The sequence below is a fragment of the Wolbachia endosymbiont (group B) of Hofmannophila pseudospretella genome (assembly GCF_964028515.1).
Taxonomy (GTDB): Bacteria; Pseudomonadota; Alphaproteobacteria; order Rickettsiales; family Anaplasmataceae; genus Wolbachia.
This window is the reverse complement of record NZ_OZ034788.1, coordinates 1,477,196-1,493,294: the sequence shown is the minus strand read 5'-3', so window position 1 is coordinate 1,493,294 and position 16,099 is coordinate 1,477,196. Positions and strand designations below refer to the sequence as shown.

Sequence of the window (16,099 nt, the reverse complement as noted above, 5' to 3'; positions counted from 1 at the left end):
AGATAGACAATAATGGGAAAGAAGTGATACTAAAGTAGATAAAATAGAGAGGTATAAATGGCATTAAGGTCAAAACTATTAGACGAAAAAGTTGTAAATTTGGCGAAAGAAATGTTAAAAAAGGTCAGAAATAACGCATATGTTTCAAAAAAGTTACAAGCGGTGATAGCAGGAAAAGAAAGTAGTATAAGCGCTGTGGCAAGAATATGTAAAATTTCAAGGACTGCTTTGACTGAATGGATAAAGCATCTAAAATTTGGTAGAGTAGAAAGATTATTTTCCCCGTCTCAGCGGCGAAGAAAAAGCAAATTAAACAAAAATCAACGTGAGCAAATTGAAATATGGGTAGAAAGAAATCCAAATATTACTATTAAGGAAGTGCAAATAAAAATCTCAGAGGAATTTGGCCTAAACATTAGCAAATCAACAGTGCACCGTGAGATACAAAGGATGAAGTTTTCTTACATAACACCGAGGCCAATTCACCATAAACAAGATAAAAACAAGCAAGAAGAGTTTAAAAAATACTTCAATAAAATAGTCAATTCCCACCCTGAAAAGGAGGTATTTTTTTGATGAATCACGATTTGGAACTCATTCAAAAATCGGACACGGATGGTTTAAAAAAGGGGTCAGAACACAGGTTAAAATGAAAATTGGTAGACAAAATTTCTATATCTACAGTGCGGTAAATCCAAGAAGTGGTAAGAAAATTAGCCTACTTGCTCCATATGTAAACACTGATTGTATGAATATATTTCTGGAGCAGATGTCGAAAGATTTAGGCACGAAAGAAGCCTTTCTTGTAATGGATTGTGCAAGTTGGCATAGATCAAAAAGTTTGAAAATTCAGGAAAACATTACCATCATATACTTGCCTCCTTATTCACCGGAACTGAATCCTGTTGAAAGGTTGTGGCAATATATCAAATACAATACTTTACGCAATAGTATCTACGATACCATAGGTTTACTTGAAGATGTTTTGTGTAATTTTATTGTCAATATTTCCAGTACTACTATTAAACGAGTTTGTAATGTTTCTTATTTGTTCGGTCAGTAATGGATTTTGGTATTAGCTCCTCCATCGGCAGTCTGTTTTCATCAATGCTGGTGCCATCTTCTAGCACTGCTGGAATGATGATCTTTTCAAACTGCCTCTCTGACTTTTTATCCAAATAACCAAAGATGTCGTAAACAGAGATTCTCTGCCCAATCACTAAAAATGGTGTATCAGCAGTGTTGCGCCTTGAAGTTATACATTGCTCAAATTTCTGCATTCAAATCATCAAGAGCAGCAGTATTACTGCCGCTTTTATCAATGACAATTTTCTCAGGAAGATAGTTACTCCTGAAGGCTTTACGAAAGAATGCAAGTGCTGCAGACTTGTCTCTACTAACACACAAGAGGAAGTCTACAGTATTACCAATAGTGCTCTATATAAATAAACCCATTTACCGTTTAATTTAATGTAGGTCTCTCCAACTACTACCAACCTGCTTCTTTCTTTTCCTTACTGCCTAATCTATCAGTGGTGATAACCCACTTTGTAACGTAGCATGGTCAATTTTTGCTCCCCTTATACTCATCATTTCTTCCAAATCTCGATAGCTCAAAGAGAATCGACATTTCATGTATACAGATAACATCGCTGAAAAGCTAAATCCTTTGAAGTATGGCAATAATTTTTGATTGATACGAAACATCTTTGCTTTATTTTTAGACAATTATATCATTCTTCTTTCTACTTCCCTACAAATGCGACAGAACCGAAGTTACTGCTATTCACTTTTTGTATCGTTTTTAGCAAAAGCTTCCTCCCAAGTGCCTTGAGTCGCTGCACGGCTATACTCTGTTACTCTATTTTCAAAGAAATTTGTATGTTCCACGCCATTTAGTATTTCATCAAGCCACGGAATAGGGTTATCTTTAACATTATATATAGATTTAAGACCTAATTGCGTTAACCTTCTGTTTGCTATGTAACGTATATAATTGCGCACTTCCTCTGCAGATAGCCCTTCAACATCTCCTAAATCAAAAGCAAGACTTATAAATTCATCTTCAAGATCAACAATAGTGCGACATGAAGAATATAATTCTTCTTTGAACTCGTCATTCCAAATTTCATTATTCTCTTTAATAAATGTATTGAACAAATTGATAATTGAATTGGTGTGCAAGGTTTCGTCACGTGCTGACCAAGCAATTATTTGCCCCATACCTTTCATTTTTCCAAACCGTTGAAAATTGAGCAAAATTGCAAATGATGCAAATAACTGCAATCCTTCAGTGAAGGCACCAAATACTGCTAAAGTTTTAGCAACATGTTTTTTATCGTGCTTTTTACTTTCCTCAAATTCTAACATGTATTCATACTTCTTTCTCATAGCATCATATTTTAAGAATGCTTGATATTCACTTTCTGGCATGCCAATCGTATCTAGAAGGTATGAATAAGCTGCAATGTGTATAGTCTCCATATTGGAAAAGCTTGCAAGCATCATACATATTTCTGTTGGCTTAAATATATTTGAATAATGCCTCATATAGCAGTTATTTACTTCAATATCTGCTTGAGTAAAAAACCTAAAAATCTGGGTCAATAAATTTTTCTCTACATTCGAAAGTTTAGTTTTCCAATCTTTCACATCATCAGCAAGCGGGACTTCTTCAGGTATCCAGTGTATCCTTTGTTGCTGCAACCATGCATCATATGCCCAAGGATAATTAAAAGGCTTGTATATTGGATCTGCTTCTAGCAATGACATAAGGTACCTAATTATTTTGAAGTAAATATTATATTAAATGATATTGAGAATCAGTCAATTTAACTTTTTTGAAATTTGACGACAGATAGTTTATCAGTGTATTATGATTTCAAATAATTAATTGACAAAATGCGAGTATTAATATTTTCTGTTTTACTGTTTTCAGTAGGCTGCATGCACACTATCCATAATCACGGAGTTCCTGGCATTAATGTTGAACTGTGGAGCAAAATAAAAGTAGGTGATGATAGAGAAAAAGTGGTTCATACTTTAGGATCGCCAACATTAGTATCAAAATTCGACGAAAATGTTTGGTACTATGTCTCATATAAAATTAAACAAGCTAACTTCTTGGGAAAAAGGAAGTACAGTAGTAAGTCTCTGCAAATTTCGTTTAATCAGAATGACGAAGTTACAGATATAAGAGAAATCAACGTTGCAGAAAGGTCTTTAGCTGTTGTTGATTGAAAATTTGCTGATCTATTTTTTATCACAAGTAACTAATTTAGGTAACGTAAATTCACCTATTTAGAATAAAATCTAACGTGACTTCGCGCCAAATGTGATGATGCTCAGCAGGTAAGCCAATTAACGGGCTACATTTATACACTGCACGCATTGCATTATCTGCTGCTGATCTAAAAAGAGGATTATTTTGATAAGAACTACTATCTGCTACGTTGGCTACAACGATCTCGCCTTTACTGAATAATAATAAGTTAATTTTTATACTAAAATTTTCTTTATAAACTATGCCCTCAGGAATGCTCCAACACTCTGTCAGTTTATCCCTTATAGAATTAATAATTTCTGTTACAGCCAATTCATCATCTTTGTTCTCAATATTTTTCTTATCTCTTATTTCATTTTTCACCTCTTTGATGTCTTCTCTTAGTTTTCTTTCTACACCCTTTTTTCTTTTGGGAATTGGAATACCCTCATCAATTTCCTGTATTTCAATAATTTGCCTCGGTTGTACTAACTCAACTAATTCTTTTTTTCTTTGTGGTATAGGAATAACTGACGAATCATCCGTTTGGGCTTTCATTGAAAAAAGCAAAAAACAACATAGAGACAAAAGAAGAATATAATTAAAATAGAGAGGGCGCATATGTTAAGCAGCTTGTTTTACTGGTTTAAAGCTAATATTGCACATAAAGTCAATATATTTCAGTTGACTTAAACTCAAATTTGCTACACTAATTTTATTATCTCTATAATATCATATGGTCAATATACTCTAAATGAGATGGAAAGATGAAGGTGTTATTATAGCTGTTAAAAAATACGGTGATAAAAATTTAATTCTTTCTCTATTTACAAAAAATCATGGAAAGTGCAGAGGATTAACTAGGTTAACAAACAATAGCAATTATAAGTTTCAAATAAGTAATCTATTACATGCAGAATGGAGTGCTAAGCTACCTGAAAATCTAGGTTTTTTAAAGTGCGAATTGATTGAATCTCCATTTCATCATTTCTTTCAAGATAGGTTAAAAAGCATTGCTATTGTTTCTTTCTCGTCTATATTAGAAAAAGTGCTTCCAGAAAGTGAATCCTGCATCAAGTTGTATGATAATTTTAGACACTTCATCGATGTAATAAAACATAATAGCCAGTTTTGGCAAAGTCATTACCTTAACTTAGAGCTTCTGCTTCTTACGCAACTTGGATTTAAGTTAGACCTATCAAAATGTGCTGTAACAGGTGTGAAAGAAAATCTACAATTTATTTCTCCAAAAACTGGTAGAGCAGTGTCAAAAAAAGTAGGTGACTGTTATGCAGATAAATTACTACCTTTTCCACAGATGTTGCATGATGTATACAATCACAACCTACAAAATAGCTACTCATATCAAGAATTCAGACTAGGGTTAAAAATTACAGGGTATTTTTTAAATAAATATCTATTTCTGCAGTTAAATGCAAAATTTCCGGAGTTGAGAAATTTTATGCTATCATTTGAATCTTAGTTACTACTTATTTGAAAGAACTTCAACCAGTAACCACTCTATTTCTACCACTGTTTTTTGCTTTATATAAATATTTGTCAGCACGTACTATAAATTTTTTAACATCATCGAGGTCAGATCTTTGCATTGCTGAAATTCCAATGCTCACAGTTACATTATGGGTTGTATTTTTACCCACAAGTATAAAAGGTTCTTTGGCAATAATTTTCCTTATTCTCTCTGCGATAGTATACGCATCTGATACATTGGTATCTGGCATTACAACAACAAATTCCTCACCACCAAACCTAGCTAATAAATCTGTCACTCTGATATTTTCAGAAATTCTTTTCTGTATTTCCTTTAAAAGTTCATCTCCAGCATTATGCCCAAAGTTATCATTCACCATCTTAAAATAATCTATATCAAGTATCATAAGAGATAAACTTCTATCTTTTTCCACAGAATCCTTAACAATATTTCTTAAGTGTGCATCAAAATATCTTCTATTATAACAGTTAGTTAATGGATCCTTTATAGACATTTCCATATTATTAAATAAATTCATTCTCAAGGCATCTTGATACCTTTTGCGTTTCACTTGCAAATTAACCCTAGCTATTAATTCACTCTCATCTAAAGGTACTGTTAAATAATCATTAGCACCTACATCAAGTGCCTTTACTAAATTGCTTTTATCATAATCTTCAGAAAGGATCAGAATTGGTGTATAACGTGTTTCTACTTTACTACGAAACTTAGAGCACAACCGTAGGCCGTCAGTTTTTGAAAACTGCATGTCAGAAATAATCAGGTCGTAATTATCCTTAATACCAACCTTTAATGCTTCTTTTGGATCGTGCAGTATTTTAATTGATCTGAAGCGTTGCTTTAGAACATTGTGTATCTGCTCTGCTTGAAAGGTGTCCTCATCTACAACAAGTATGTTAGCATCACAAATCTGATTAGAATAATCCATAATACTGCTTTCTGCTACTCCACCAATCTCAGCATTAGTTTCTCCTCTCAAGCACAACTCATCTATTATCATCTTTAAGCGCACAAGAGACTTAATTCTTGCAGATAAAGCAGTTTCATCTATCGGCTTAGTTAGAAAATCATCCGCACCAGCATTAATTCCTTCCACTCTATCATGAGTGTCATGCAGCGCAGTTACCATAATTATTGGAATATAAGTCGTTAAGGGATCATTCTTTAGCTTCTTACAAACCTCAAAACCACTCATTTTTGGCATCATGACATCAAGTAAGATAATATCTGGCTGCTGTTCCGCTACTAAATCTATCGCCTCCTCGCCATCATAAGCTACAATAACTGTATAGTACTCTGCTTTTAGCTGAGCCTCCAAAAGCTTAACATTAGATGGTATATCATCTACTACTAGGATTTTTGCTGTCATTTTTTTTACTATCTACATTGTAAGTAGGATAAAGCTTGCCATCTTCACCAATTATGTAATTGACTTTTTCAACGTTATGCTCTTCATATAATTCTTTAATTCCGGTATCCTTCAACAATTTCCTAACTCTTGATTTTACAACCCAGAAATACCTATATATATTTTTAATAAGATTAAGAAATACAGGTACTTTACTTTTATCAAGAACAATTATACTCACTAAAGCTACAACTAAAATTTCTGAAAGACCTATATTAAACATTTTTCCTATGAAGCAAGTACTTTAACTCTCCTGATTATGAGTATTAATTTACTTAAATCAAGTTTAGAAGCAACCATCTCATCTAAAAAACTATTGTAACGTTCTATATCATCCTTATCATTAAGAACCCAAGTTTGAACCTTATCTACATGATTATCAGTAGCTTTTATAACTTTAACAGCTAACTTATAATGATAATTGCTTAAATCATCTAATAAGTCATTAATTAAGCTGCGATCCCAATAGGAAGAATGGCTTTTCATCTTGACAGCAACTGTTCTAATCATATCAAGCCTTAGCAGCGACTTTAATTCAAAGTATATTTTACCAGCTTCAAAGATGGATAAAGATGTCTGTTCAGCAATAGATATAACGTCCAGCGCATAAATAAGAATACGTAGATCAGCAACCCTTTTTGCTAAATCTTTATCTATATTAAACTCTATCAAAGAAGTTAATCCATGATTATAGATCTTTAATAGGCGCTCATCTAAAATCTCATGGCCTAAAGTCTCAATCGCATCCCTAAATTTTATAACATCATCTAGTTCTACAAGATTAAGCTCACCAAGATTTTTTACTAACCAAAATGATACTCTACCAATAAATTTTTGCACACTTCTCACTACCTGCAAGTACGAATTAACATCAATCTTTCCATCCAGTTTATCAATTTCCTGCCACAGGCTATTTAAATTATATAGGTGATTAACAACGATATATATGTTAACTGCTTCATGTACTTTAATTCCAGTACTCTCAACCAAATTATTAATAAATATACAGCCCATCCTATTTACCACATCATTTGCAATGCAAGTAGAAATAATTTCCCTAGAAAGTTGGTGTTTCAATATGGAATCCTTGAACTCTGTTACCATCCTTTGTGGAAAGTAATTTAGTAAGTAATCACGGCACAAGAAATCTTTTTCAGGTAGCTCAGAGTATATAATTTCATTCTTTATTGCTGTTCTTGCATAAGACATCAGAACAGAAAGTTGAGGAGAACTGAAACCTTCTGTGCCAGTTAACATTCTCGCTACTTCTTCTTCAGCTGGCAAGCATTCTACATCTCGGTTTAATAACCCAGATTTCTCTAAACTGAGTAATAATTTATGGTGTTGCTCCAACCTTTCTTTAGCTTGTAAGCACTCAAGGAGCAATGCTTTTGTTTCAACCCTGTTATGGTCCTCAAGTACCTTAAATGCAACTTCATCTATCATGCTAGCCAGTATTTCATTCCTTTTTTCCAAAGGAATTCCCCCTTCTTTCATAATTGCAACAAAAGCAATCTTGATGTTAACTTCAAGATCAGAACATATTACTCCTGCTGAATTATCAATAAAATCTGCATTGATATACCCACCTATTTTAGCGTATTCTACCCTTCCAAGCTGCGTGCAACCAAGGTTGCCACCCTCTATAAACATAGAAGCTCTAATATCTTTACCATTTACTCTCAGCTCATCGTTTGCTTTGTCACCGACCATGCTATGATTTTCACTCTTTGCCTTAACAAAGGTGCCAATTCCTCCATTCCATATGAAGTCCACTTCTGCTTTGAGTAGATATCTAATCAAATCACTTGGAGGCAGTATATCTTCTGTTATATCAAAGCATTTTTTCATTTCTTGAGAAATGTTTACTTGCTTGCTGCTACGCTCAAATACTCCTCCACCCTTAGAAATCAAATCTTTGTTATAATCCATCCAAGTTGAAAATGGTAACTCAAAGAGGCGTTTACGCTCTGTGAAACTCTTTTCTGCATCAGGGTTTGGGTCAATAAAAATATGCATATGGTTAAATGCGCCGATTAAATGTATATTTTTTGAAAGCAGCATACCATTTCCAAATAAGTCGCCAGCCATATCCCCAATTCCAATAACAGTTGCATCCTGGTAAATATCCTTATTCATTTTCCAAAAATGCCTCTGCGCTGCAATCCATGCACCTCTGGCTGTAATACCCATCTTTTTGTGGTCATAACCTGCTGATCCACCAGATGCAAATGCATCTTCGAGCCAAAAGTTACATTCAGAGGATATTTCGTTTGCATAATCAGAAAATGAAGCAGTGCCTTTATCTGCTGCAACTACCAAATATGGATCATCTTCGTCATACCTAATCACATTTTCTGGTGGAGTTATTTTGCCATCAACTACATTATCAGTAATATCAAGCATTCCTCTGATGAAATTCTTATAGCATTCAACACCTTTCTCCCTTAAAATGTTTTTGTCTTTATAAACTTGCTTTATTACAAACCCACCCTTTGCGCCAACAGGTACAATGACCGCATTTTTTGTCATCTGGGCTTTCATGAGTCCCAAAACTTCAGTGCGAAAATCTTCCGTTCTATCCGACCATCTCAAACCACCACGAGCTAACCTCCCTCCTCTTAGATGTATTCCCTCAAAAAGGTTTGAATAAACATACAATTCACGGTATGGGCGCGGGTCAGGTAAACCATTTATTTTACTTGAATCAAATTTGATAGATAAGTATGGCTTATCATCTTGATAATAACTGGTTCTCAAAATTGCCATTATCAAGTTAAATATCGAACGCAAAACGTAATCATGTGAAACGTTACTGATCTCTTTTAGTAATTCTTCAATTTTTTCCTGGAAAATGTTAGTAGTTTCTGCTCTATCAATATCTATATTAGGATTGAATCTTGCACGAAATAGCTGTATCAGATATTTCACTATTTTTGGGTACTCTGAGACCACTTTTTGGATATATTCTGGGTTATAGTTAAATAACGTCTGCTTTAGATAGGCACTTAACACCCTAATAAGAAGCACTTCCTTCCATTTGAGCCCAGCAATAATGATCAAACTGTTGAAATAGTCATTTTTAATTTCCTTGTTGAACACTTTTGCAAGCGTTATTTCAAATTGCTCTTTCAGAGTAATGTCACTTATTAACTCATCGACTCTTGATAACACAAAGTGGTGTATCCATATTCCACCATTGATTTCTATATAATAACCATTATGAGATAGAATTTTTGCTCCTAAATTCTTAGTAATTTTTAATATCTTTGATAATTCAAGACCACCATTGCTTGGAGTGTAAACTTTTAACTGATAGTTAAGATTGTCACAAGTAAGTCTCAAATCAACCTCACTTACTCCTTTCTTCCTTACTATCTCCAATTTTTTCATGTCGTAATATGCATCATGAGGTTCAAAATTCTCTTGATAGCTTACCGGAAATGCATGAGAATAGCGGATGAATACATCCTCAACAGTGCTAAAAGTATTATATAAATTGTCTATAAAACGATCTTCCCACTTTTCCGTAATGTTTCTTAATTTGTTTTCGATATGCAAAACCTCATCATCAAGAACGCTAGCATTTTTGGCCTTTAGTACTACATGTAATTTCATCAGATCATATTCATTGATAATGTGATTGTTATAAATATCTGAACTTCCTGCACTTGTTTCATCCTTCAATATATCACGTATCTTGAACATTAGCCTAGCGCTAGCATAACGCATCGGTATCAGTACTATGCAACTAATAAAGTTCCCTAGCTTTCTCAAAAATAACTTGACTCTTGGTCTAATCGCAAGAGACATGATCGAGGTGCAAGTTTCAAATAACTCGTCTTCATTTGATTGGAATAATTCGTCACAAGAAAATGCCTGTAAAATGGAAATTAAAGCTTTATTGTTATGGCCACCAGGAACAAATCCTGCCTTTTTTTCTATTGTTGTAACCTTATCCTTTATTACCGGAATAGTTCGAATATCTTGCACTTCTGCTATAGAAGTAAATAGCCCAAAAAAATGCTGTTCCCTTATTACATCACCCTGATCATTAAATTCTTTCACTCCTATACAATTCATATAGGTACGCCGATGAACTATTGAGATTAGGTCTGATCTTAGTATGTATAAAGAATTCAAGCTTTCAGAAGAAATTGATGAATTTTGGTACTCTTCACTTGCTCTCATTAACCCGAGGCTCTCCTTACCACTTATAGCAAGCTTTCCTTCTTTATTTGTAATGTATTCTTGATAACCTAAAAATACAAAATTGTTATTTTTCAACCAAGCTAGAAAATCTCTGCCTCCAGCATCCAATGCCGGATGCTCAAGAAGCTTCTTGAGCATCAATTGCCAGTCCTTTACAACGCAGTTAACTGCTTTTAGCGTCTTTCGTAGAGATTCTTCTAGTGTATCAACAAAGCTACCACTTATGCCTTTAATAATTACATATATTACTGACTCTTTGATTCCATTACTTTCTTCCAAAAGATGAATTTTATCTATTAGGCTATTTTTTCTTTGAACATTAATTATGCTGTTACTATAATAGCATATAGTTAAACCGTGTGACTTAATAGTGGAAATGACAGAATCCACTAAAAAGGGCATGTCATAATTTGTGATTTTAATTATAGTGAAATTGCCTTCTATTCCTGAAATATCATTTACATTACTTACTGCCAATTTACTTTCTTCTTTTTCTTTTTTAAGAATGAAGTTGTATGCATCTTCTGCAATGTATAAAAGAAATTTATCGTTGACTTTTAGGTCACTATTATAAACAAAATTATAAAAGTACTGTATAAACTCTTTAATTTTTTCTTTCTCTTTTTTATTCCCTTGATCAACTAGCTTAAATAAAGACTCAACATTAACATTATGATTTATACACATTTTTCAAAACAAAAATACACAGCGAATCTAGATCTTTTTAACTAAGATTTCGTTACCAGAAGTATACACTATTAGCTCATCTCCTTCTACTATTTTCCCCGATAAAACTAACTTAGCTAGATTATTTTGAATGCATTCTTGTATTACCCTTTTCAGAGGCCGCGCTCCATATTCAGGGTCATATCCAGTTTGTGCCATTAGTTCTTTAGCTTCTTGCGATAAACTAATACTCAGTTTACGCTTAGCAAGCATCTTTTGTAAATAAGAGAATTGAACATCTATAATTTTATCAATGTCATCTTTGGTTAAGCTGTGGAATATAATAATTTCATCCAGTCTATTTAAAAATTCTGGACGAAACGCTGACTTAACTATTTTCATCACCTCATCTTTCACAGATTCGGTAGCTCCTCTTAGCATCATCTCAGCTCCAAGGTTAGAAGTTAAAATTAGTATGGTATTACGAAAATCAATTAATTTGCCATGGCTATCGGTGAGTCTACCTTCATCCAAAATCTGCAGTAGTATATTAAATATATCTGGATTTGCCTTTTCTATCTCATCAAATAAAATTACCTGATATGGTCTTCTCCTTACTGCTTCGGTTAATCTGCCACCTTGTTCATAACCAACATATCCTGGAGGCGCACCAATTAACTTTGAAACGTAGTGTTTTTCCATATACTCTGACATATCAAAGCGTAGAAGTGCTGATTGATCATCAAACAAAAATTCGGCAAGAGATTTTGCTAACTCTGTTTTTCCAACTCCGGTTGGACCTAAGAATAAAAATGAACCAAAAGGTCGATTAGTATCCTGAACACCAGAACGGGAGCGCCTTACTGCATTACTTATCGCTTCAATTGCATCTCTCTGCCCTATTACTCTTTTTCCTATTTCATTTTCCATGTTAAGGAGCTTTTCCTTTTCACTATGCATCATGTTATCAACTGGAATGCCTGTCCATTTTGAAACAATATTTGCAATATCACTCTCAGTAACTTCTTTCTTTAGGAAACTATCAGTAACTTTTTCCTGATTTTTTAACTCATTTTTAAATTGAGGAATCACACCATACATCAACTCCCCTGCCCTTCCTAAATTTCCATTGCGCTGAGCCAATTCTAGCTCTTTTCTCGCGTTATCCAATTTTTCAGCTGTTTCTTGTATTTTAGCTATCTTATTCTTTTCCATCTGCCATTTACTGCTTAAGTCAGCAAATTTACTGTTTAGACTTTCAATTTCCTCATTTATCTTTTTTAAACGTTGCTTAGAGTTTTCATCACGTTCTTTTTTTAAAGCTTCTGATTCAATTTTTAGTTGTATAATCTTTCTCTCAAGTTCGTCAATAACCTCAGGTTTGCTATCCATCTCAATTCTTACTCTGCTTGCTGCCTCATCAATTAAATCAATCGCTTTATCAGGTAAAAATCTATCTGTTATATATCTATTAGAAAGCGTTGCAGCAGCAATTATTGCACCATCTGTGATTCTAATACCATGGTGCACCTCATATCTCTCCTTCAAACCTCTCAGTATTGAAATAGTATCAGTTTCAGTTGGTTGAGAAATAAACACAGGCTGAAAACGCCTTGCAAGCGCAGGATCTTTCTCTATATGTTGACGATACTCATCTAAAGTTGTAGCTCCTATACAGCGAATTTCTCCACGCGCAAGAGCAGGCTTTAGCAAATTTGAAGCGTCCATTGCACCACTTGTTGCTCCTGCTCCAACTAAAGTATGAAGCTCATCTATAAATAAGATAACTTTCCCCTCTGCTTTTGAAATATCATTGATTACTGCTTTTAATCTTTCTTCGAATTCTCCTCTGAATTTTGTTCCAGCAATTAACGCACCTAGATCCAAAGCTAAAACTTTTGCATCACGCAAACCAAGTGGTACATCATTTGCAACAATTCTGTTTGCCAAACCCTCAACTATTGCAGTTTTTCCAACACCAGGCTCACCGATCAGCACTGGATTATTTTTTGTTCGCCTTAGCGATACCTGCATAGTTCTTCTGATCTCCTCATCACGACCAATTACAGGGTCAAGCTTACCTTGCATAGCAAGCTCTGTAATATCTTTTGTATATCTCTTTGCCGCATTTAATTTTTCCTCGCTATTTGGCGAGTCTGCACTGCTACCTTTTCTCATTTCTGCAATAACCGAGTTCAATTTGTATGGTGTGACACCACCTTCTGCTAAAATTTTACCTACAGTATCATCTTTTTGTGCAGCAAGACCCTGCAATAAACGCTCAACAGTAACAAATGTATCTTTATTCCTCCTCGCAATACCGATTGAATCCTCAAAAACTTTTGCTACCTCTCTTGAAAGCTGAAGGCCACCACTCCCTGGCCCTTCAACTACTGGGAATTTTTTAATTACATTATTCGCAGCATCAGAAATATTCTGTACATTCCCATCGCAAGAGCCTATCAGATCCTGAACAAAACCTGATTCATCTTCAAGCATTACTTTAAGTAAATGTTCAGGCATAAAAATCTGATGCCCAGCTCCCAATGCTTTCATTTGAGCACTTTGAATTAGGCTTTTTCCTTTTTCGGTAAATTTATTCAAGTCCATAATATAAATTTAACTCATATTTGCTGATATATATAGCAACCACTTCCTCAATTTTAAACCTAAAGTCATTTATTAATAAAAATTTTCTAAGTTCATACAAAACAAGGAAAAGCAGATTCTCTACAAAAGAGAAAACCTATATTAAAATATTAATTTGTTTTAAAACCAAATTAATGTTAAGATATAAAGCATATAGCTTAATTTTTTTACAAAAAGCAATGAATATCAATGATTTTAACATAAAGAACTTAACAACAATTTCTATAGTACAAGAAATAAAGAATGGCGTCAGGCTTGTTCCAGACATAATCAAACCTGGAATACAGGGTATATTTTACGCTGCAGGAGGAGCATTATTTACATACGCTTATGGGTTTTTTGCACAACAAAAAAGTTATGAAGATGGTTATATGGAGGGCTACAAAAAAGGCTACAGTGAAGGATTTAACCAAGGTTATAACAAAGACTTTAATCAAATTGCCTTAATTGCTGGAGCTGCTTGTGTTGGAGCTGCATCTATTATGTATTGTACTAAATGTAAACAACAAGATACTCATATTGCTAACGCTCAAATAAACCAGGTAATTTCTAATAACTTAGCTTTAGTTGAGTAAAACCAAGCTAAAAAGCAATCTCATAATCATTATGCTGAGAAAAAATTCAGTGTGTAATCAGAAAAAATAGAGATAATGTTTTCTGATATGTTGTAGTGGATTAGGTTCAGGTCCCAGTAGGAGCGAGTTTAAATACTACATAGATTTGTAGCTTTTTTTGCTACCTTTACTGTAAAAAAGGGGTAGTACTTTAGCTATAGCAACTTTGTTAGCATCAGGAGTGTTTGCTGCAGCTCCTTATGTTAGTTTCTTAGCTCCAGTTGCAGCGTTAAGTGTTGGCCTTCCATTTATTATTGGTGGTGCTGTATTTTCTGCTCTAGTTTTTGCGCTTTCAGCTGCAGTGCAAAGAGCTAACAATTACTTCTTCTTGTTTAGATGCTCAAAATGCCAAAGAAAAAGCTAAAATGTAAAAACAACTAGATAAAAAGGTAGAATACATTATTAATTCTGATGAAGATTGTAAGTTAAAAATGTGATATAAAAGAGATAAGAGGAAAAGATAACCCTACTCACTATAGGAATAGGGTTATCACGGGCGTGTGCGACCGAGAGGAAGTTGGTATTACAACCGTTCGCATCAAGGTACACTAGACCATCTCTCGATACGTTTGAATAGTTGTGTGGGACATATATATGCACCCGTTTACAATCTTAAATTAATAAAACTATCGAGGTTATCATGGTTAGATCTTATCAAAATTTTATTGGCATTGACATCGAAAAATTCAAGAATGTTGTTGCAGTTCACAAGCAGAAGAATGCTGTCGAATTTGACAATAATACTTCTGGTTGGCAACGATTGTGTCAAAAGTTCTCAGATATCTTACCTAATTCTTTAGTGACTTTAGAAAATACAGGAAAATATGAGCTTGGTTTGTCGAATTTTCTTATTGACAAGAATATCACCGTACATCGAGCTAATACCCGCAAAGTAAAAAGTTTTATTTTATCTCACGGAACTTTAGCAAAATCCGATAAATCAGATGCAAGAGTTCTTGCTCAATATGGATTTGAACGCCATAGAACTCTCTCTATTTGTACCTACTTCTGAAAAACAATCAACCTTGGTTGCGCTTTGTCAACGTCGTGATGACATCACGCAAATGAGAGCTCAGGAAAAATGTAGACTGGAAGCACCTGAAAACGACCATATAAGAGAAAGTTGTCAAAAAACTATTGAATTCTTTAATAGCCAAATAGATGAACTCAATAATACTATACAAAAAATCATTGATGAAATCCATGAGTTACAAGAACATCAAAAAATCCTTAAAACAGTTCCTGGAATAGGTAAAAAGTTATCACAAGATTTTCTGTGTTTAATACCGGAGCTTGGTTACTTAAACAGAAGAGAAGTAGCAAGTCTTGACGGAGTTGCATCTAATCCTAGGGAAAGTGGTAAAGCTGTTGGTTATCGAAGGATTATAGGTGGTAGAAGTAGTGTCCGTAAAAAGCTTTTTACAGCTGCCATGTCTGCTGCAAGGTCCAAATCTGTACTTGGTGCCTTTTATTCCAAGCTTGTTGAAAGTGGTAAGAAGAAAATGGTAGCTATAACAGCTCTAATGCGAAAAATTATAGTAATTGCTAATGCAAGACTTGAAGAAGCAATTAATTTGCATACTTTCACAATGGTAACTGAAATTGGCTAATGAATATGTGCGTCCACACAGACTTAAAGCACATATTCATTAGCTAAGCAGAAATTGTTATGGCAGCTGTTTGATATAAAATTTTATTTCTATGACACACGGGTTTTTATTGCCTACATGATTGAACAAAGTTACAGAATTACACAAATAAAAAATTTTTAAAAA

11 protein-coding genes and 2 pseudogenes are annotated in these 16,099 nt (G+C 34.0%); 5 read left to right on the top strand and 8 right to left on the bottom strand.

Annotated elements, in window-relative coordinates:
• The first annotated feature begins 57 nt into the window (after window positions 1-57).
• Window positions 58-1,063 (top strand): IS630 family transposase gene (locus ABWU24_RS07220; RefSeq protein ID WP_353274215.1). Its coding sequence is split into 2 segments (ribosomal slippage): window positions 58-567 and window positions 569-1,063, totalling 1,005 coding nucleotides; the frame shifts between segments, so codons are not numbered across the junction.
• Here the strand turns inward: ABWU24_RS07220 and ABWU24_RS07215 are convergent.
• The 3 genes and pseudogenes from ABWU24_RS07215 to ABWU24_RS07205 form a co-directional block, all read right to left on the bottom strand.
• Window positions 1,023-1,280 carry a hypothetical protein gene (locus ABWU24_RS07215; protein WP_353274719.1) on the bottom strand — a complete coding sequence of 86 codons (258 nt, stop codon included), beginning with the start codon at window positions 1,278-1,280 and terminating at the stop codon, window positions 1,023-1,025. The two genes, ABWU24_RS07220 and ABWU24_RS07215, sit on opposite strands and share 41 nt — an antisense overlap.
• Window positions 1,270-1,707, bottom strand: a pseudogene (locus ABWU24_RS07210) (IS6 family transposase); the annotation flags it as partial. The gene ABWU24_RS07215 and the pseudogene ABWU24_RS07210, both read right to left, overlap by 11 nt.
• Window positions 1,708-1,782: 75 nt before the next feature.
• Complete coding sequence (locus ABWU24_RS07205; protein WP_353274717.1) at window positions 1,783-2,772, bottom strand: ribonucleotide-diphosphate reductase subunit beta; 990 nt, start codon at window positions 2,770-2,772, stop codon at window positions 1,783-1,785.
• Window positions 2,773-2,901: 129 nt separating this feature from the next.
• Between ABWU24_RS07205 and ABWU24_RS07200 the strand changes: the two genes are divergently transcribed.
• The gene (locus tag ABWU24_RS07200; RefSeq protein ID WP_015587711.1) at window positions 2,902-3,240 is read left to right on the top strand and encodes an outer membrane protein assembly factor BamE; all 339 of its coding nucleotides are present in this window, start codon (window positions 2,902-2,904) and stop codon (window positions 3,238-3,240) included.
• A gap of 52 nt (window positions 3,241-3,292) precedes the next feature.
• Here the strand turns inward: ABWU24_RS07200 and ABWU24_RS07195 are convergent, their stop codons facing one another.
• Window positions 3,293-3,820, bottom strand: coding sequence for a hypothetical protein (locus ABWU24_RS07195; protein WP_353274715.1), 528 nt, complete (start codon window positions 3,818-3,820; stop codon window positions 3,293-3,295).
• Window positions 3,821-4,016: 196 nt separating this feature from the next.
• On the opposite strand from ABWU24_RS07195, the gene recO reads away from it, so the two are divergent.
• On the top strand, window positions 4,017-4,745 hold the full coding sequence (gene recO, locus ABWU24_RS07190; protein ID WP_341815997.1) for a DNA repair protein RecO: 729 nt from the start codon (window positions 4,017-4,019) through the stop codon (window positions 4,743-4,745).
• A gap of 22 nt (window positions 4,746-4,767) precedes the next feature.
• Here recO and ABWU24_RS07185 read toward each other — a convergent pair whose 3' ends face one another.
• The 4 genes from ABWU24_RS07185 to clpB are packed head-to-tail and all read right to left on the bottom strand — an operon-like array spanning window position 4,768 to window position 13,671.
• Window positions 4,768-6,144 (bottom strand): PleD family two-component system response regulator, encoded by a 1,377-nt coding sequence (locus ABWU24_RS07185; protein WP_341815996.1) that lies wholly within the window; start codon window positions 6,142-6,144, stop codon window positions 4,768-4,770.
• Window positions 6,116-6,406 (bottom strand): hypothetical protein, encoded by a 291-nt coding sequence (locus ABWU24_RS07180; protein WP_015587715.1) that lies wholly within the window; start codon window positions 6,404-6,406, stop codon window positions 6,116-6,118. Before ABWU24_RS07180 ends, ABWU24_RS07185 begins: the two co-directional genes overlap by 29 nt.
• Window positions 6,407-6,411: 5 nt before the next feature.
• Entirely contained in the window at window positions 6,412-11,082 is a 4,671-nt protein-coding gene (locus tag ABWU24_RS07175; protein ID WP_341815995.1) for an NAD-glutamate dehydrogenase, read from the bottom strand.
• 27 nt (window positions 11,083-11,109) lie between these two features.
• Window positions 11,110-13,671, bottom strand: a complete 2,562-nt coding sequence (gene clpB / locus ABWU24_RS07170; RefSeq protein WP_341815993.1) for an ATP-dependent chaperone ClpB — start codon at window positions 13,669-13,671, stop codon at window positions 11,110-11,112.
• Between the two features lie 218 nt (window positions 13,672-13,889).
• On the opposite strand from clpB, the gene ABWU24_RS07165 reads away from it, so the two are divergent.
• Window positions 13,890-14,285 (top strand): hypothetical protein, encoded by a 396-nt coding sequence (locus ABWU24_RS07165; RefSeq protein WP_353274713.1) that lies wholly within the window; start codon window positions 13,890-13,892, stop codon window positions 14,283-14,285.
• A 679-nt stretch (window positions 14,286-14,964) separates the two neighbouring features.
• Window positions 14,965-15,934 (top strand): annotated as a pseudogene (locus tag ABWU24_RS07160) (IS110 family transposase).
• The last annotated feature ends 165 nt before the right edge of the window (window positions 15,935-16,099 follow it).